We start from the raw sequence: 15,490 nt of genomic DNA on the forward strand, positions 1-15,490 counted from the left end.
ACGCGAACACGCTCCCCGCCGGGATCAGCTCCCGGCACGTCTCCCACACGTCCGGCCCGACCGTCTCCCCGGCCCATTCCCCCATCGCCACAGAAACGAGTCTGGCCCCACCGCTTGCGCGGTGGGGCCAGAACCCAAGATCTTCATCAGCCTTCTAGAGGATGTCGCCGTGGGTGGCGACCATGCGGGCCTGGCCGTCGGTCAGGCGGTAGGACAGGCCCACCACGCCCACGCTGCCCTCGGCGACCTTCGCCGCCAGCACCTGCGAGCGCTCCAGCAGCAGGTCCACGCTCTGACGGATGTGCTCGTCGACGATCGCGTCCGGGTCCTCGATGCCCGCCGCCCTGGCCGACACCACGCTCGACGTCACCCGCTCCACCACGTCGCGCACGAAACCGCCCGGCAGCCGGCCCTCGTCCACCGCGTCCAGGGCCGCCGCCACCGCGCCGCACGAGTCGTGGCCCAGCACGATCACCAGCGGGCAGTCCAGCACGCTCACCCCGTACTCGATGCTGCCCAGCACCTCGGGACCCGCCACGTGCCCCGCCGTGCGCACCACGAACAGGTCGCCCAGACCCTGGTCGAAGATGATCTCGGCCGCCAGGCGGGAGTCCGAGCAGCCGAACAGCACCGCGAACGGGCGCTGCGCCGGGGCGAGCGCGGCCCGGCGCCCGGCGTCCTGGTTGGGGTGCTCGGGGGAGCCGGCGACGAACCGGGCGTTGCCCTCCAGCAGCGTCTGCAGGGCGTGGCGGGGGCCGGATATCGGGGAGGAGATCATGCCAGCACCCTAGATCGCCCCCGCCCGCACCCGCAGGGCGGGGGCTGCGGCGCAGGTCGGCCCCCCGGCGGGCTCGCGGGTCGGCCCCGGTCAGCCCGCCGGCGGGCCCGTGGAGACGAGCAGGCGCACCGTCGAGCCGGCCGGGAGCGCGGCGCCGGCGGACGGCCCGGTGGACACGACCCTCCCGGCGGGCACGCTCGCGTCCGCCACCTCCTGGACCTCCCCGGGCAGGTCGGCCTCCCGCAGCACCTCCATGGCCGCCTCCCGGGTGAAGCCTGCGAGGGAGGGGACCGTCACCGGCGGGCCCTGCCTGGTGGGCATGGACTCGGGCGGCCTGGCGAGCGGCGAGACGAGATAGGGGATGCCGTCGGACGGGGCGGCGGGGCCCGGAAGGTAGGGGCCCGGAAGGTAGGGGCCCGGAAACAGCGGCCTCGGTGCCGCCGGAGCGGTCGCGGGCGGGGACGAGGGCGTGGGCGTGGGCGATGTGGCGGGGGAGGCGGCCGGGGCCTGAGCCGCCGGGCGCCCCCCGGCGCCCGGCGCAGACGGGGAGGCGAGCAGCAGCCCGCCCGCCACGACACCGGCCGCCACCGCGACGGCCACCGCCCCGCCCACGGCGGTGCGCCGGCGCGCGGTGCGCCGCACGATGGCGGCGGCGTCGACGGCGGGGACGGGCACGCGGTCGGCGAAATCGGTCATGGCGGCGAGCAGCTCCGTCTCGAACTCGGGATCGGGGGGCGGCAGTCGGGTCATGGGGCACCTTCACGCGAAGTCGAGGCAACGGGCTGCGAGGAGAGGGGCGGGTCCTCCTGGCGGGGCAGGACCTCGCGCAGCCGGGCCAGCCCGCGCGAGAGCTGGGAGCGCACCGAACCCGGCGAGATGTCCAGCGCCTGCGCGATCTCCCGGTCGCCCAGGTCGTGCAGGTAGTACAGGACCACCACCGTGCGCATCCCCATCGGCAGCGTGTGCAGCGCCGCGACGAGCTCCTCGCGCAGCTCCACCGACCGGTAGGCGTCGCGCGGATCGGCCGGCTCCCCGTACCCGGACGGCGCCAGCGGCGCGGTGCGCTGGCCCGGGCGGTTCAGGCGCCGGTGGCGGTCGTTGGCCAGGTTGACCAGGATCCGCCGCACGTACGCCTCCGGCGCGTCCGAGGCGGCCACCTTCCGCCAGTGCCGGCACGCCCGCTCCAGCGTCTCCTGCACCAGGTCCTCCGCCGCGTGCGCGTCGCCCGTCAGCACGTACGCCGTGCGGAACAGCGCCCCCGACCGCTGCTCCACGAAAGCGGCGAAGCCGATCCCGGGAGCGGCCCTGCGCAGCCTCACCCGTCGCCCCCGTTCTCCGTTGGCCGTTGGCCGTTGGCCGTTGTCCTGGCATTGCGTCATGACTGCGCCGGGGCGTCTTCTGCTGCACGGCATAGGGCGAATGTGGCGCAGCTCACATCCCGTCGGCTGTGCCGGGGACGGGGGCAACCGGTGGGCCCCGTGCGGTGTCTTCGTCCCCGACGACGGTCGGGCGGTGACGGCCCGTCGCCCGTCCCGACGATCCGGGGGATCCGATGCGCCCGCGCTTGCTGCCGATGGTGGCCGTGTCCGCGCTGCTGACGTCCTGCGGCGCCGGCACGACGGCCGCCGTGTCCGCCGCCGGGACGGCGAACTGCCGTGCCGCGGACCTGACGTGGACGCTCACCCTGCTCACCGCCGAGGGCGCGACCGCGCCGGATCCGGCCGACGCCGAGCTCGCCGCCGTCAACTCCGGCACCCGGCCCTGCACCCTGGCCGGCTACCCGAAGCTGGAGTTCCACCGGGGCAAGGGCCCGCAGGCCCGGGGGAGCGGCGAGGGCGGCCCGGCCGCGGTGACGCTCGGCGCGGGCGGGAAGGCGGTGTTCGCGCTGCGCTGGCCCGGGCCCGACGGCAAGGGCCCCGGCGGCGCCTGCACCCCGCAGGTCACCACCGCCACCGCCACGGTTGCCGCCCCGGGCGAGGCGACCGCCGTCCGGGTCCCGGTGACGGACCGCAGCGGCAGGCCGGCCGAGGCCACCGTCTGCGGCCAGGAGGTCCGCATGAGCCCGCCCGTCACCCGGTAGGTCAGGTGGCGGCGGGCAGATGACGGCCCGCGGCGAGGGCGGCCACCGTGCGCAGCCGCCGGTAATAGGCGGCGCAGTACTCCTCGTTGAGCCGGGGCACGATCGCGTCGAGGTCGGCGATGCACGCCCACAGCACGGCGGTGCCGTCGCCGTCGAGGCCGCCGTTCAGCTCCCGAAGGACGAGCCCGGCGACGTTCGCGTCGAGGAGGACCAGGTCCACGCCGTCGACGTCCACGCCGCGGAAGCTCTCGGGAAACGGCGTCTCCAGGTGCGCCTCCCACAGCCGGTCGAGCCGCTGCACGGGCGGCGGCGGTGCGGGGCGCTGGAGCAGGCGGACGGCGTCGAAGACGGCGCGCACCAGGGCGACGGCCCGCTCGGGGCCGATGGCGCCGCTTGTCACGGCGCCCTGCGCGAGTTGCTCGCGCAGCCGTACGGCGCACCGGAGTTCGGCGGCGAGCGGGGCGGGCAAAAGCTCCGCGGCGACGGCCCGTTGGACCCGGACCCGCAACGGCTCGTCGGCCCCCGGGTGTTCGGCGAGGACGTGGTCCAGGGCGAGCAGGCCGTGCGTGACGGCGACGGTGGCGAACTCGTAGCGGTGGTAGGAGTGCCGGATCAGCTCGCGGGCGGTCTCCAGCGCGCTCGCGACGTGCATCGGCGCGCCGTCGGGCACCACCAGGTCGCAGATCAGGGCCTGTATGCCCGCGTAGTCCGGGGCGACGCCCCACGAGCGCGGGTCGGGGGCGGGGGAGGGGGCGGTCATCGCGGCAGTCTCGCCCCCCGGCGGCCTGAGGTGCCACCGGATTCGCCGGGCCAAGGGAGGATGGGGACATGACGACTCGTCCGCCCGTGCCCGTGGCCGCCCGTGACGCGCTGGAGGGGCTCGCCCTCGGGGATGCGTTCGGGGAGCGCTGGTTCCCGCTGTTCCGCACCGCCCCCGAGGCCTACCGGGACATCCGCGCGCGCCGCACGCCCGAGGAGTCGCCCTGGCACTGGACGGACGACACCGCGATGGCCCTGTCCGTCCACCGGGTCCTGACCGTGCACGGCACCGTCGACCAGGACGCCCTCGCCGCCGCCTTCGGCGCCACCTACCTCGCCGACGCCTACCGCGGCTACGGCGCCGGCATGCACCGCCTGCTGCCCGCCCTCGCCGGCGACCCGTCCTCCTGGCGCACCCGCACGCGCGAACTCTTCGACGGCCAGGGCAGCTTCGGCAACGGCGCCGCGATGCGGGTCGCGCCGCTGGGCGCGTGGTTCGCCGGCGACGCCGAGGAGGCCGCCCGGCAGGCGGCGCTGTCGGCCGAGGTCACCCACGCCCACCCCGAGGGCGTGGCCGGGGCGGTCGCGGTGGCCGTCGCCGCCTCGCTGGCCGCCGCCTCGCGCGGCGGCCCGGCCCCGGACGGCGAGGAGTTCCTCAAGCAGGTCCTGCGGCACACCCCCGCGGGCGAGGTCCGCAACACCCTGGCCCTGGCCTGCGCGGTGCGCCCCGACGCCCGGCCGTGGCGCGCCGCCGACCTGCTCGGCAACGGGCAGCGCGTCAGCGCCGCCGACACCGTCCCCTTCGCCCTGTGGTCGGCCGCCATGAACCTCGACAGCCTCACCGACGCCCTGTGGAGCACGGCCGAGGGTCTCGGCGACGTCGACACGACCTGCGCCATCACCGCCGGCACGGTCGCCGCCCGCACCGGCCTCTCCGGCGCCGACCCGCTGTGGCTCCAGCGGCGCGAGGCGCTGCCGGAGTGGACGGCGCAGGGCTGACGCCCGGTTCTGATGCCCGGGCGGGATGGTCGGGTCCCCGGCTCCCCTGTGGCCGGGGCGGGCGGCCGTCCCGCCCGGGGTCAGTTCCCGGGCCCGTCGGAGCGGCCCAGGCGTATGTAGGTGACCAGGGCCTGGACGACCAGGGCCAGCGCCACCGCGGGGACCACCGGCCAGGGCACCACGTGGGCCATCGCCAGGATGGTCAGGAGCAGCAGTGCCGGGAACAGCACCGGCAGCACGGAGATCACGGCGACGCGCACCCGCACGCGCCTGGGCATGGCGCTCATGCGTCACCCCGGCGGGCGAGGTCGAGGAAGTCGGCGAGGTCGCGCCACTGGTCGGCGGGGGCGTCGCTCTGGCCGGAGACGGCGGCCGGGTCCTCGCGCCAGGCGCCGCGCACGGCGCCGGACAGGGCGCGGTCGCCGCCGGAGAACAGGGCGCCCAGTTCGTCGATGCGCCGCACGACGCGCTGGACCTCCTGGCCGGCCGGGTCGGCGCCGGCCCGGCGCAGGGCCTCGGCGCGCCGGTAGAGCTGGGGCCACTCGATGTCGAGGTAGTAGTGGGCGGCGGGGCCGAGCGCGGCGGCGTGGTCGCGCAGGGCGTCGATCTGGTCGTCGTCGAGGTGGCGGCGCAGCGCGGGTTCGGTGCCGGGGGTGCCGACGCCGCGCATGGCCTGCAGGACGCGGATGAGGGCGGCGGTGTCGGGGGTGCGTTCGGCGGCGAGTTCGCCGTGGATGTGGGCCAGGCGCTCGCGCAGCGCGGTCAGGGAGGCGAGGGCGGCGTCGATGCCGACGAGGTGTTCGCCGACCAGGCGCAGCGGGTCGATGCCGGCGTCCAGGCAGGTGGCGATGGTCTCCAGGCCGAGGCCGAGGCGGCGCAGCGCCAGGACGAGGTAGAGGCGCACCACGTCCTGTTCGGTGTACTCGCGGTGTCCGGAGGGGGTGCGGCGGGAGGGGCTGAGGAGGCCGATGTGGTCCCAGTGGTGCAGGGTGCGCACGGTCAGCCCGCTCGCTTCGGCGAGTGGGCCGACCTTCCACGTCTGTTCGGAGGTCATGGCGTAACGATGCCTCCTGACGTCGGGTGAGGTTCAAGCCCGCGGTGCCGACAGGATTGCGCGCAGGACGGTGAGCAGGTGGGTGTCGTCGGCGGGGGTCCTCGGTGCCTGCCAGGCGATGTGGCCGTCGGGGCGCACGAGGACGGTGTGGTCGAGGGGTGCGGTGCGGACGGTGACGGGCAGGCCGGCGGCGGTGGCGGCCGCGGCCTGGCGCCGGCGGGCGCCGTCCGGGTGCGGGGTGAGGAGGGTGAAGCCGGGGCCGACGAGGTCGAGGGTGGAGCGGCCGTCGGGCAGGGGGCGGTGGGGCAGGCGGGCGCCGGGGCCGCCGTCGGGGTGGGCGCGCTCGGGGTCCACGGGCGGGCGCGTCCGGCTCCCGGCGACGGCGGTGGAGCGGTAGGCGGCGGTGAGGAGCAGTTCGTCGTCGATGCGGTAGCTGGTGCGGGCGCGGGAGTTGGCGAGCGACAGCTCGGTGACGGCGAGGGCGACGGGGCGGCGCTCGTCCTGGTAGGTGTCCAGCAGCGCCCGGCCGGCCGTGCCGTCCAGGACGGCGGCGAGCTTCCAGGCGAGGTTGTCCGCGTCGCCGATGCCGGTGTTCATGCCGTGCCCGCCGGTGGGCGGCATCACGTGGGCGGCGTCGCCCGCCAGCAGGACGCGCGAGCGGCGGTAGGCGGTGGCGGTGCGGGCGTCGCAGCGCCAGGTCGTGGTGTCGCGGACGGTGACCGGCAGGTCCGCCAACCCGGCCGCGTCGCGCACCAGTCGGGCCAGGCGGTGGTGGTCCGCGCGCAGGGCGGCAACGTCGTCCTCGGCGGGGTCGTACGGGTGCTGGTAGATCCACTGCCGGTCGTTGTCGACGGCCAGGAAGCCGCCGCGGCCGGGGGCGGTGAGGAAGTAGGAGGCGCTGGCCCGGTCGGCGACCACCGGCCCCAGCGGCGCCTCGAAGCGCACGCTCAGGAAGTGGCCCAGGCCCGTGAGCCCCTCCATGGCGATCCCGGCCCCGGTGCGCACCGGGCTGGAGGCGCCGTCGCAGCCGATCAGCCACTGCGCCCGCACGGTGCGGCGTTCCCCGCTGTCGCGGTCCTCCAGGAGTGCGTCCACGCCGTCGCCGTCCTGGGTGAACGACACCAGGCGGGTGGCGAAGTGGACGGAGCCGGGGGCGAGTTGGCGGGCGCGGCGGGCCAGGATCGCCTCCAGCACGTCCTGCGGGCACAGCAGCCCGGGGGAGGGGGTGCGCTCGGCGCCCTCGCCGGCGGCGGGGGCGAGGCCGGTGCGCACGAAGTCCGGGTCGACGAGGTCGCGGCCGCGGTAGAAGTACACGTGCGAGGACGGCAGCCCGGCCCGGCGCACCTCCTCCTCCAGACCCAGACGCCGCAGGACCTCCATCGAACGGGCCGACACGCCACGGGCCTTGGGGTGCAGCGAGGTGCCCGGGTGGGCCTCGACGAGCAGGTGCTCCACGCCGTACCCGGACAGCAGCAGCGACAGGGCCAGCCCGACCGGGCCCCCGCCGACCACCAGGACGGGCGTCGTCTCGGGGATGCGCATGCGGGGCCCTCCATCTTTCGTAACGCTTAACCTGTTGTTTTGACGTTACCATCGTGACGTGGAGAACGATCAAGCGAATAACCCCGAGGCCCCCGGTGACCCCCGGGACGACCGCCCCCGCGGCCTGTACTTCCTCACCGACCTCGCCAACGCCGTCCGCGACGACCCCGACCTGCCCGCCGCCGACCTCCGGGCCCTGCTCGCCCGCCACGCCGGCCCCGAGCTCATCCGCACCGACGCCGACGCCGACGCCGACGCCCGCGGCCTGCGCACCGCCACCGCCCACCTGACCCGCATCCTCGACCTCGACGACCAGGACGCCGCCGCCGACGCCATCAACGCCCTCCTCGACCGCCACCCGCCCCGCCCCCGCCTCGTGCGCCTGCCCGGCCGCCCCTGGGCCCTGCACACCCAGGCACCCCCCGACGCCGGCCCCACCCACTGGCTGCTGTCCACCGGCGCCCTCGCCCTCGGCCTGTGGCTCACCGAACGCGGCCGCTGCGCCTGGGGCCGCTGCGCCGCCGACGGCTGCGGCCGCTACTTCATCGACACCGGCCGCCGCACCCCCCGCCGCTTCTGCAGCCCGCGCTGCGCGACCCGGGTGCGCGTGGCCGCCCACCGCACGCGGCGCTCGGACGGCTGACGGCTGACGGCGGGCGGCTGACGGCGGGCGGCGGGCGCCCTTCGGGGGCCGGGGACGGTGGGCGGCCGGCGGACCGTGCGTCCAACCGGCCGGTTGGACGCTTCGTATGCTGGCCCCATGGGATGGGACACCGCGAAGACCAAGAGGCTGCTGCTCGACGCCGCCGTGGACGAGTTCGCCGCACACGGCCCCGAGGGCGCGCGCATCGACCGCATCGCCGCCGCGGCCGGCGTCAACAAGGAGCGCATCTACCCCTACTTCGGCGGCAAGCGGCAGCTCTTCGACGCCGCGGTCCAGCGCGAACTGGAGCAGCTCGCCGCCGCCGTGCCGATGGCGGAGGACGACGGACACCCGGTCGACCTCCCCGAGTACGCGGGCCGCGTCTTCGACTACCACCTCGCCCACCCGCACCTGCTGCGCCTGCTGCAGTGGGAGGCCCTGTGCGGCGAGCCCGGCGCGGAGGTCGCGGGGCAGGAGCGGCGGGCCGCGTACTACGCGCAGAAGGTCGCCGCGCTCGGCGGCGCCGGCGGGTCCGGGGCGCAGCCCCGCCCCGAGGACCTGCTGTACGCCGTCGTGGCGCTGGCCGGCTGGCAGTTCGCGGCGCCGCAGCTGGCCCGGATGATCCTCGGCGGGACGGCGCAGGAGGATCCGGCGGCCCGTCGCGCCGCCGTCGTCGACCTGGTGCGCAGGCTCGTGCGCTGACCTCCGGGTCTCCCTGCCCTCGGGGGTTCTCGCCCTCGGGCGCTGTCACCCTCGGGGGTTCTCGCCCTCGGGTGTCGTCGCCTTCGGGGGTGGTCGGCGGGCCGCATTTCCAACTGGCCGGTTGGAGGTGCGGCCCTTTCGCGCTAGTCTCCAACTCGTCAGTTGGAGTTTCTTCCGGCAAGGAGCCGACCGTGACCGTCATGCCCGCGCGCCCGCACGCCGCCCTCGTCCTGATCGAGTTCCAGCGCGAGTGGCTCGACCCCGAACACGGCGCTCTCCACCGCCTCGTGGCGGACCGCGACCTGCTCGACACCGCCGTGCGCGGTGCGGCCACCGCCCTGGCCGCCGCCCGTGCGCACGGTGTCCCCGTCGTGCACGTCCCGCTCGTCCTCACGCCCGGCGCGCCGGAGCTGGCGGGCTGGACCCCGGCCCGCCTGGGGCTGCGCGCGGCGATCCCGGCGGCGGGCACCTGGATCGAGGGCGGTGCGGGCACCGGGTTCGCCGAAGGTTTCCGCCCCGGGCCCGGCGAGCCGGTCGTGCGCGGCCGTGCCGGGGCCAGCGCCTTCGCCGGCTTCTCCGATCTCGACCTGATCCTGCGCCGGCTCGGCGTCACCGACCTGTACCTGGCCGGGTTCGCCACCCACGTGTGCGTCGAGTCCACCCTGCGCGAGGCCCACGACCGCGGGTACACCGCGCACGTCGTCCACGACGCCTGCGCGGCCTTCACCCGTGCCCAGCAGGACCACGTCCGCGAGCACGTGATCCACCACTTCGGCGCCGAGACCGACGCCGCCGCCTTCGCGGACGCGTGCGCGGGCACGGGCGGCTGGTGAGCGCGGGGCCCTATCCTCGGCCGGAGGCCGTACGACGGGGTGGGAGCGGTAGTTGGGCAGGCAGGAGATGCGGCGCACGGTCGACGCGCCGCTGCGGCGGGCGGGCCTGGAGGTGCTGGAGGGCGGGGTGCCGCAGCCGGTCCTGCCGGTGTCCGTGGTGGGTTTCGCGCTCCACCGCGACCCCGGGCCGCAAGACCTGGGCCTGGTCTGCTTCGAGAGCGACGAACCGGACCTCGTCGCGCGGGCCAACCAGGGCTGGTACGAACTGGCCCTCTCCTGCGGCCTGTTCGGCGCCGACCGCGAGTTCCTGCTCGCCCTGCCCGTCCACCGCTTCAGCGCGCGGGCCGCGTCCCGGCACCGGCGCGAGCAGTGGCGCCGCGTGCGCCTGCTGGAGCGCTGGGACCTGATGGGCGCCGGCTGCTCGGTCACCGTCGGAACGCACGAACTCGGCCACCCCCAGCGCCTGCTCGGCTTCGGGCCCGGCCTGCCGGGGTTCGCGATGCTCGCCCTCGACGGCTCGGTGACCGTGCTCGGTACGACCGAGCAGAGCGGTATCGCCTTCCACGCGGTGTCCGACCCCGGGAAGACGGAGCCCGTGCGCGGCAGGCTCGAAGCGGCGGCGAACCGGGTGTGGGACCCGAGGGAAGAGTGGTCCATGGGGGCGGTGCGGGCGGAGCGCGAGGAGGCCCGGGCCTGGCTGCTTCGTCAACAGGGCTGAGCGCGCGGGCTGTTCGCCGCAGCCGGAGCGCCGCCGCACCCCCGTGGCGGCGGCGCTCCGCTGCTCCCGTCCGTCCCCGGCCGGTGCGGCATCAGGCGGCGGTGGCGAGGGCGTAGTCGGGCAGGTCGATGTCGCCGGCCTTGGCGAACTGGGCGGCCAGGATGCTGCGCATCGGCCAGCGGCCCATCATCCGCATCGAGGCGGCGCGCAGGCGGATCATCGCGGCGCTGTTGGGGGCGTAGCCGTTCATGCCGCCGGGCGGCAGTTCCTGGGAGCGGGTGACGTAGGGGCGCATCAGCTCCTCGTAGCGGGCGAACGCGGCGCGGTGGCCGGTGCCGGCGGCGCGGGCGGCGGCGAGTTCGCCCGCCAGCAGGTAGGCGCCGACCAGGGCGAGGCTGGTGCCCAGGCCGGTGAGCGGGCTGGGGCAGTACCCGGCGTCGCCGACCAGGGCGACGCGCCCGCGGGTGTAGTGGTCGAGGTGGATCTGGCCGTAGGAGTCGAAGAAGAAGTCCTCGGCGCGGGCCATGCCCGCCAGCAGCCGGTCCACCTCCCAGCCGGCGCCCGCGAAGCGCTCGGCGAGCAGGCGCTGCTGGGCGGCGGTGTCGCGCCGGTCCAGGCCCAGCGGCGCGGAACGGAAGCTGAGCGAGGCCTTGATCTCGCCGGGCAGCCGACCGGGGCGGGCGCCGGCGACCAGGCCGCCGGGCGCGTTGTACATGAGGAACCAGCCGTCGAGGTCGATCCCGTCGCGGACGGTGAACCAGGCGTTGTAGCCGCCGAGCGGCCTGAAGTGGCCGTCGTCGCCGCCGAAGGCCAGGCGGCGCACCGTCGAGTGCAGCCCGTCGGCGCCGATGACCAGGGCGAAGCGGCGCGGGGCGGCCTTCTCGAAGGTGACGGTGACGCCGTCCGCGTCCTCGGCGAGGGCGGTGACGGTGTCGTCGAAGAGGTACTCCACCTCGTGGGCGGTGGAGCGGTACAGCAGGTCGGCGAGGTCGCCGCGCAGGATCTCGATCTCGGCGACGATGCCCTCGCCCTCGAACAGCTCGACCGGCATCCGGGCCGTCAGCCGCCCCCTGCGGTCGACGAGTCCGAGCCCGCGCTGGTCGACGTTGAGCGCGCGGGCCTGCTCCATGAGCCCCATCCGCTCGATGACGGTGCGCCCCGCGCCGCGCAGGTCCACGTTCTGCCCGCCGGGGCGCGGGGCGGGCGCGCGCTCGACGATGACCGGGTTGAAGCCGCCCCGGCGCAGCCAGTGGGCGAGGACGGGCCCGGCGATGCCGCCGCCGGAGATGAGGACGTCGTTGGTGCTGCCGCCGTCGGTGTCCGCGGCGTGCGTGGTGTGCGCGCTGGTGTTCTCCATGCCTCGAATGTACGGCGTACGCAGTGCACTCAACAAGCCCTATCTGCGGGGTTTCCGGCGGTAGCGCACTAGTGCACTAGGGTGCTCGGTCGGGCCCGCGGGGTGGCTGCGCAGGCCGCGCGGGGTGGGTGGTGCACTAGTGCGCTCGGCGGGCGGCGCAGAAATTTCTTCCCGCCGCCGGCCGGCGGCGGTGCCGGGCCGGTGCCGCCGCCCGTGGCCCGCCTCACGGCCCCGGGTGGCCGACCAGTTCCAGGCTGCGGCGCCACAGTTCGGCGCGGGCCGCCGGGTCGTAGGCCTGCGCGTCGGCCCGGGTCTCGCGGGTGCGGTCGAAGTAGCGGCCGGTGACGCCCGCCAGTGCCCGATCGGTCACCAGGCGGTGGACGGCGGCCACGCTCTCCTCCAGGCTGTCGACCGAGTAGCCCATCTCCTCCAGCACCATTTTGGTGGGCATGAACGTCGCCGGGGTGCAGGCTGTTGACCGTCACCTCGCCGGCCGGCACGCGCGCCGCGAGCTCGAACCCGCAGGTGATCTGAACTCTTGGGTGCCAACCCCTGCTTTGGCTGGGGGCGGCCCATTTTTGGGCTCGGAGTCGCGAAGCGGCGCAGGTCTCTGCGTTGTCAGTGACGTGCGCTAGGTTGATCGCGGCTGTTGAAGGGGGGTGTTCCTCGTGTTGTCCGGGCGACGGTACCGTCTTGAACTCGATTCGGGGCAGGCTGAGTTGTGCGAGACATTCGGTGATGTCTGCCGTTCGGTGTGGAACACCGCTTTGGAGCAGCGCAGGGAGTACCGGCGGCGTGGGGCGTGGATGGACTACGTTCCGCAGGCTGCCGAGCTGGCGGAGGCGAAGCGGGAGTTCCCGTGGCTGACGGAGGCGCCTTCGCACGTGTTGCAGCAGACGTTGAGGGATCTGGACCGGGCGTGCCGGGAACACGGCACGTTCCGGGTGCGGTGGCGCTCCAAGGCCCGTTGGCGGCCGTCGTTCCGGTTCCCGGTGGGGAATCGGATCACGGTGGAGCGGATCGGCCGCAAATGGGGTCGGGCGAAGCTGCCGAAGCTCGGATGGGTCCGCTTCCGATGGTCCCGCCCGCTCGGCGGCCAGATCCGCTCGGCGACCGTTACCCGGCAAGGGCGGCACTGGTTCGTGTCGTTCCTGGTGGAGGACGGCAATCAGACCCCTGAGCGGCACGCGATGCCGAACGCCGCCGTGGGCGTGGACCGCGGCGTCAAATTCGCCGTGGCAACCAGCACAGGCGACTTCCACGACCGGCCGTATGTGACGCTGGGCGAGGCGAAGCGGCTGCGCCGCATGCAGCAACAGCTTGCCCGATGCACGCGCGGCAGCAACCGGCGCAAGGCGGTAGTGGCGAAGATCAACGCGATCACCGTCCGCGTCCGCAACCGGCGTGCGGACTTCTGTGCGCAGGCCGCCAACAAGCTGGCCACCCACAACGCGGTCGTGGTGCTGGAAGACCTCCGTGTAAAGAACATGACCGCCTCCGCCGCAGGAACAATTGAGCAGCCCGGCCGAGGCGTCCGTGCCAAGGCTGGACTGAACCGGGCCATCCTCGACAAGGGCTGGCACCTGCTCGAACTCGCGCTGCGCAATGCGGCGCGTACCACTGGCACTGCTGTGGTGCTGGTCAATCCCGCGTACACGTCGCAGACCTGCCACGCCTGCAAGCACGTGGACCCGAAGAACCGCGAGAGCCAAGCGGCCTTCGAGTGCACCGCCTGCGGACACCGGGACCACGCCGACGTGAACGCCGCGAAGAACATCCTCAACGCCGCAGGGCATGCGGTGTCAGGGCGTGGAGACCTCGGCACCAGCCGGTCCGTGAAACGCCAACCACCGGCCGCGCGCACCCGCGCGGAGGCAAAGCCCCCGCGCGGCACACGCGGCCGGAATCCCCGTGCCTTAGGGCGGGGAGGAAGTCAACTGGGCGAGTTTGCTGCGGCAGTACGCCCCCATCCCGTCGTAGTCGCACTCCAGCATCAGGTCGCGAAGTCCACCGGCTGCTTCCCGGGCGAGGCCACATGCACGACCCGCGCCGGCGCGCGGCGGCGGCAGGAGTTCGAGCTCCCTGGCGATGAGTGAGCGACCTTGCGGCCCCTGCCCCGCGACCCCGCGATCCTGGTCGACGTCGGCTGCGCCGGCGAGGACGCCCGGTTGGAGGTCGTCCCAGGGCACGTGGACGCGGCCCGCGCCCTGGGCATGGCCGCCTTCGTCCACACGGGCACCGCGCAGACCCCCGCCCGGATCGGGGAGTTCGCTGTCGGTCCCGGTTCGTAGCATGAGCCGCATGTCGGACGCCTTCACCGTGCTGTGGACCCACTACGCCTGCGACGAGCTGCGCAAGGCCGGCCTCGAAGGGCAACGGCCCCCGGCCGCCTTCAGCGGCGCCCACTCCTCCCTGCCCGCCTGGTCGGGCGCCCGCGCGGGGGACGAGGTGTACGCGGTGCACGTCAAGCGGCGCGAGGTGTTCGTGGTCAGCCGCATGCGGATCGTCGACCGCGAACGGCGCGACTGCTGCGGGCCCGCCCCGCAGGCCTGGGGCGAGCGCTCCCACCCCGGCCACCACGACTGGTGGGCGCTCGGCGCCGGCGGCTGCGGCGCCGAGGTGGTCCACGTCGAGGCGACGCCCGTGCGCTTCGACCTCCCCGTCCCCGGCGACCTCCTGCCTCGCCTCACCTGGCGCAACCAGCGCGGCCGCACCCGCGGCCTCAAGTACGTCGTCGACGGCCGCCTGGAGCGCGCCGTCAGCCTCCAGGGCTTCTACCGCCTGACGCCCGAATCGGCCGCCGAGCTCGCGGAGTTGGCCGACGGCGCGTGAACGCCCGCGTGCCCGGCACGGAGGTCCGTGCCCGGGTGCGCGGGCGCTCGCGCGCGGTGCGCGGGGTCAGCTGAAGGTGACCTCGTAGACGCCGACGGAGCTGGGGTTGAAGCGGGCGGTGCCGGTGATGCCCTCGTACCGGAGGGTGCCGCCGGTGACGATGGCGTCGAAGTCCTTGAGGTCGGCTCCCGGCTTCGGGACGGGGATGACCGCGTCGAGGGCGATCTGGGCGCCGTCGCTGAACTTGAGGATGCTCGTGCACAGCACCTGGTCCGCGGCCGTGCCGGTGGCGTCCTTGTTGCAGTTGGCGTAGGCGGTGCCGAGGTTCTTGCCGTCGACGTCCTTCATCGTGGCCCTGCCGCCGAAGGCGTTGCCGAGCCCCTGGGGAGCGCCTCCCAGGTCGGCGGTGCCCGTGCTGTCGAAGACCATGTCCGGCACCTGCACCGCCCTGGTCGCGCGGTGGGCGCCGGCCTGGGGCTGGCTGTCGGCCATGGCGGGCATGCTCAGTGCTGCGGTCGTGCCGAGCGCCAGAGCGGCGGCGGCCAGGGTGAGGGAGCGCTTGACGGACATGACGCGGTGCATGGGTATTCCTCCGGTGGTCCGGGGCGGTGCTTTCGGGTTGAGCACCCGGAAGCCGGTGGAAGTCGACCACACGCGGTGATCCCCCGGCCGACCGTCGTCCCTGCGTGTCCTGCCGGGCGGCGCGGCGCGCACCCCTTGCGGGGCAAGGGGTGGGGACGTCTACGAACGGTCGGGCTGTGCCGTCCGAGCGGTCACGCCCGTCACCCGTACGGGCCGTGAAGTTCACCCGCCCGGCACAGGGCCCCCGGGCCTGAAGCACGTTGTCGACGGCCGCCGGTAGCGTGCAGGGCTTCTGCCGCCTCATCGAGGAGTCCGCCCGCGACCTGGCCGCCCTGCGCAGGAAGTCGGCCTCGTCGACTTCCTGCGCAGGGCAGGTCGTTGCTCAGGGAGACCGCCGCGTGACCTACTCGACCACGGCCCGGTTCACGGCGCCGCTCACGCGCGGCACCGCCACCCGGGTCCACTGGACGAGGCGGTCGAGCACTGCGAGCACGACGTCCTGGCGCCCGGGCGGCAGGAATGGCCAGGTCAGCCAGGCCGGGGCGGACAACAGCACGACCGCCAGGAGCGGCAGCGCGAACAACGCGACGAGAAAGGGGCGTGACAACCAC

General features: G+C 74.9%; 20 protein-coding genes. 9 read left to right on the forward strand and 11 right to left on the reverse strand.

The annotated features are described in order from the left end of the window. Window positions 1–154: 154 nt before the first annotated feature. The 3 genes from ACFVU9_RS35900 to ACFVU9_RS35910 all read right to left on the reverse strand — a co-directional run bounded on the left by ACFVU9_RS35900 (window position 155) and on the right by ACFVU9_RS35910 (window position 2,097). Entirely contained in the window at window positions 155–778 is a 624-nt protein-coding gene (locus tag ACFVU9_RS35900) for a carbonic anhydrase (RefSeq protein ID WP_380441195.1), read from the reverse strand. A gap of 90 nt (window positions 779–868) precedes the next feature. Continuing rightward, window positions 869–1,528 (reverse strand): PASTA domain-containing protein, encoded by a 660-nt coding sequence (locus ACFVU9_RS35905; RefSeq protein ID WP_387600824.1) that lies wholly within the window; start codon window positions 1,526–1,528, stop codon window positions 869–871. Continuing rightward, window positions 1,525–2,097, reverse strand: a complete 573-nt coding sequence (locus tag ACFVU9_RS35910; protein ID WP_387600827.1) for an RNA polymerase sigma factor — start codon at window positions 2,095–2,097, stop codon at window positions 1,525–1,527. Before ACFVU9_RS35910 ends, ACFVU9_RS35905 begins: the two co-directional genes overlap by 4 nt. A gap of 233 nt (window positions 2,098–2,330) precedes the next feature. Between ACFVU9_RS35910 and ACFVU9_RS35915 the strand changes: the two genes are divergently transcribed. Then, on the forward strand, window positions 2,331–2,858 hold the full coding sequence (locus tag ACFVU9_RS35915; RefSeq protein ID WP_387600830.1) for a DUF4232 domain-containing protein: 528 nt from the start codon (window positions 2,331–2,333) through the stop codon (window positions 2,856–2,858). Window position 2,859: 1 nt separating this feature from the next. Here the strand turns inward: ACFVU9_RS35915 and ACFVU9_RS35920 are convergent, their stop codons facing one another. Then, a complete protein-coding gene (locus ACFVU9_RS35920) occupies window positions 2,860–3,618 on the reverse strand; it encodes a hypothetical protein (protein WP_387600833.1) in 759 nt (252 codons plus the stop codon). A 68-nt stretch (window positions 3,619–3,686) separates the two neighbouring features. On the opposite strand from ACFVU9_RS35920, the gene ACFVU9_RS35925 reads away from it, so the two are divergent. Further along, the gene (locus tag ACFVU9_RS35925) at window positions 3,687–4,616 is read left to right on the forward strand and encodes an ADP-ribosylglycohydrolase family protein (RefSeq protein ID WP_387600836.1); all 930 of its coding nucleotides are present in this window, start codon (window positions 3,687–3,689) and stop codon (window positions 4,614–4,616) included. A gap of 80 nt (window positions 4,617–4,696) precedes the next feature. Here ACFVU9_RS35925 and ACFVU9_RS35930 read toward each other — a convergent pair whose 3' ends face one another. From ACFVU9_RS35930 to ACFVU9_RS35940, 3 genes are read right to left on the reverse strand one after another with little or no spacing between them, the layout of a single operon-like run. Next, window positions 4,697–4,903, reverse strand: coding sequence for a hypothetical protein (locus ACFVU9_RS35930; RefSeq protein ID WP_387600839.1), 207 nt, complete (start codon window positions 4,901–4,903; stop codon window positions 4,697–4,699). Further along, window positions 4,900–5,670 (reverse strand): MerR family transcriptional regulator, encoded by a 771-nt coding sequence (locus ACFVU9_RS35935; RefSeq protein WP_387600842.1) that lies wholly within the window; start codon window positions 5,668–5,670, stop codon window positions 4,900–4,902. Before ACFVU9_RS35935 ends, ACFVU9_RS35930 begins: the two co-directional genes overlap by 4 nt. 33 nt (window positions 5,671–5,703) lie before the next feature. Then, window positions 5,704–7,212, reverse strand: coding sequence for an FAD-dependent monooxygenase (locus ACFVU9_RS35940; RefSeq protein WP_387600845.1), 1,509 nt, complete (start codon window positions 7,210–7,212; stop codon window positions 5,704–5,706). A gap of 58 nt (window positions 7,213–7,270) precedes the next feature. On the opposite strand from ACFVU9_RS35940, the gene ACFVU9_RS35945 reads away from it, so the two are divergent. The 4 genes from ACFVU9_RS35945 to ACFVU9_RS35960 all read left to right on the forward strand — a co-directional run bounded on the left by ACFVU9_RS35945 (window position 7,271) and on the right by ACFVU9_RS35960 (window position 10,108). Next, complete coding sequence (locus ACFVU9_RS35945; protein ID WP_387600848.1) at window positions 7,271–7,855, forward strand: CGNR zinc finger domain-containing protein; 585 nt, start codon at window positions 7,271–7,273, stop codon at window positions 7,853–7,855. Between the two features lie 117 nt (window positions 7,856–7,972). Next, window positions 7,973–8,557 carry a TetR family transcriptional regulator gene (locus ACFVU9_RS35950; protein ID WP_387600850.1) on the forward strand — a complete coding sequence of 195 codons (585 nt, stop codon included), beginning with the start codon at window positions 7,973–7,975 and terminating at the stop codon, window positions 8,555–8,557. Window positions 8,558–8,757: 200 nt separating this feature from the next. Continuing rightward, window positions 8,758–9,390, forward strand: a complete 633-nt coding sequence (locus ACFVU9_RS35955; RefSeq protein WP_380441317.1) for a cysteine hydrolase — start codon at window positions 8,758–8,760, stop codon at window positions 9,388–9,390. 52 nt (window positions 9,391–9,442) lie between these two features. Further along, window positions 9,443–10,108, forward strand: a complete 666-nt coding sequence (locus ACFVU9_RS35960; protein ID WP_387600853.1) for a hypothetical protein — start codon at window positions 9,443–9,445, stop codon at window positions 10,106–10,108. A 91-nt stretch (window positions 10,109–10,199) separates the two neighbouring features. On the opposite strand, the gene ACFVU9_RS35965 is transcribed toward ACFVU9_RS35960, so the two are convergent. Beyond that, a complete protein-coding gene (locus ACFVU9_RS35965; RefSeq protein ID WP_387600855.1) occupies window positions 10,200–11,465 on the reverse strand; it encodes an FAD-dependent monooxygenase in 1,266 nt (421 codons plus the stop codon). Window positions 11,466–11,688: 223 nt separating this feature from the next. Continuing rightward, window positions 11,689–11,916, reverse strand: a complete 228-nt coding sequence (locus tag ACFVU9_RS35970; protein ID WP_387600858.1) for a hypothetical protein — start codon at window positions 11,914–11,916, stop codon at window positions 11,689–11,691. Window positions 11,917–12,124: 208 nt separating this feature from the next. Here ACFVU9_RS35970 and ACFVU9_RS35975 point away from each other — a divergent pair, with 208 nt between their 5' ends. From ACFVU9_RS35975 to ACFVU9_RS35985, 3 genes are read left to right on the forward strand one after another with little or no spacing between them, the layout of a single operon-like run. Beyond that, window positions 12,125–13,561, forward strand: coding sequence for an RNA-guided endonuclease InsQ/TnpB family protein (locus tag ACFVU9_RS35975; RefSeq protein ID WP_380502281.1), 1,437 nt, complete (start codon window positions 12,125–12,127; stop codon window positions 13,559–13,561). A 6-nt stretch (window positions 13,562–13,567) separates the two neighbouring features. Next, window positions 13,568–13,756 carry a hypothetical protein gene (locus ACFVU9_RS35980; RefSeq protein WP_387600861.1) on the forward strand — a complete coding sequence of 63 codons (189 nt, stop codon included), beginning with the start codon at window positions 13,568–13,570 and terminating at the stop codon, window positions 13,754–13,756. Window positions 13,757–13,766: 10 nt separating this feature from the next. Beyond that, window positions 13,767–14,297 carry a hypothetical protein gene (locus tag ACFVU9_RS35985; RefSeq protein WP_387600864.1) on the forward strand — a complete coding sequence of 177 codons (531 nt, stop codon included), beginning with the start codon at window positions 13,767–13,769 and terminating at the stop codon, window positions 14,295–14,297. A 66-nt stretch (window positions 14,298–14,363) separates the two neighbouring features. Here the strand turns inward: ACFVU9_RS35985 and ACFVU9_RS35990 are convergent, their stop codons facing one another. Together ACFVU9_RS35990 and ACFVU9_RS35995 are read right to left on the reverse strand one after the other, a co-directional pair. Then, window positions 14,364–14,879, reverse strand: coding sequence for a hypothetical protein (locus ACFVU9_RS35990; RefSeq protein WP_387600866.1), 516 nt, complete (start codon window positions 14,877–14,879; stop codon window positions 14,364–14,366). Window positions 14,880–15,282: 403 nt separating this feature from the next. Then, entirely contained in the window at window positions 15,283–15,486 is a 204-nt protein-coding gene (locus ACFVU9_RS35995; RefSeq protein WP_387600869.1) for a hypothetical protein, read from the reverse strand. Window positions 15,487–15,490: the final 4 nt, after the last annotated feature.

Origin of the sequence: Kitasatospora sp. NPDC057936 (assembly GCF_042887525.1) — a bacterium.
In the GTDB taxonomy this organism is placed as follows: Bacteria; Actinomycetota; Actinomycetes; order Streptomycetales; family Streptomycetaceae; genus Kitasatospora.

Excerpts from the sequence above, each read along its gene's own strand:
- ACFVU9_RS35900 (WP_380441195.1), bottom strand. The coding sequence starts at position 778 with ATGATCTCCTCCCCGATATCCGGCCCCCGCCACGCCCTGCAGACGCTG.
- ACFVU9_RS35905 (WP_387600824.1), bottom strand. The coding sequence starts at position 1,528 with ATGACCCGACTGCCGCCCCCCGATCCCGAGTTCGAGACGGAGCTGCTC.
- ACFVU9_RS35915 (WP_387600830.1), top strand. The coding sequence starts at position 2,331 with ATGCGCCCGCGCTTGCTGCCGATGGTGGCCGTGTCCGCGCTGCTGACG.
- ACFVU9_RS35920 (WP_387600833.1), bottom strand. The coding sequence starts at position 3,618 with ATGACCGCCCCCTCCCCCGCCCCCGACCCGCGCTCGTGGGGCGTCGCC.
- ACFVU9_RS35925 (WP_387600836.1), top strand. The coding sequence starts at position 3,687 with ATGACGACTCGTCCGCCCGTGCCCGTGGCCGCCCGTGACGCGCTGGAG.
- ACFVU9_RS35930 (WP_387600839.1), bottom strand. The coding sequence starts at position 4,903 with ATGAGCGCCATGCCCAGGCGCGTGCGGGTGCGCGTCGCCGTGATCTCC.
- ACFVU9_RS35935 (WP_387600842.1), bottom strand. The coding sequence starts at position 5,670 with ATGACCTCCGAACAGACGTGGAAGGTCGGCCCACTCGCCGAAGCGAGC.
- ACFVU9_RS35940 (WP_387600845.1), bottom strand. The coding sequence starts at position 7,212 with ATGCGCATCCCCGAGACGACGCCCGTCCTGGTGGTCGGCGGGGGCCCG.
- ACFVU9_RS35950 (WP_387600850.1), top strand. The coding sequence starts at position 7,973 with ATGGGATGGGACACCGCGAAGACCAAGAGGCTGCTGCTCGACGCCGCC.
- ACFVU9_RS35955 (WP_380441317.1), top strand. The coding sequence starts at position 8,758 with ATGCCCGCGCGCCCGCACGCCGCCCTCGTCCTGATCGAGTTCCAGCGC.
- ACFVU9_RS35965 (WP_387600855.1), bottom strand. The coding sequence starts at position 11,465 with ATGGAGAACACCAGCGCGCACACCACGCACGCCGCGGACACCGACGGC.
- ACFVU9_RS35970 (WP_387600858.1), bottom strand. The coding sequence starts at position 11,916 with ATGCCCACCAAAATGGTGCTGGAGGAGATGGGCTACTCGGTCGACAGC.
- ACFVU9_RS35985 (WP_387600864.1), top strand. The coding sequence starts at position 13,767 with ATGTCGGACGCCTTCACCGTGCTGTGGACCCACTACGCCTGCGACGAG.
- ACFVU9_RS35990 (WP_387600866.1), bottom strand. The coding sequence starts at position 14,879 with ATGCACCGCGTCATGTCCGTCAAGCGCTCCCTCACCCTGGCCGCCGCC.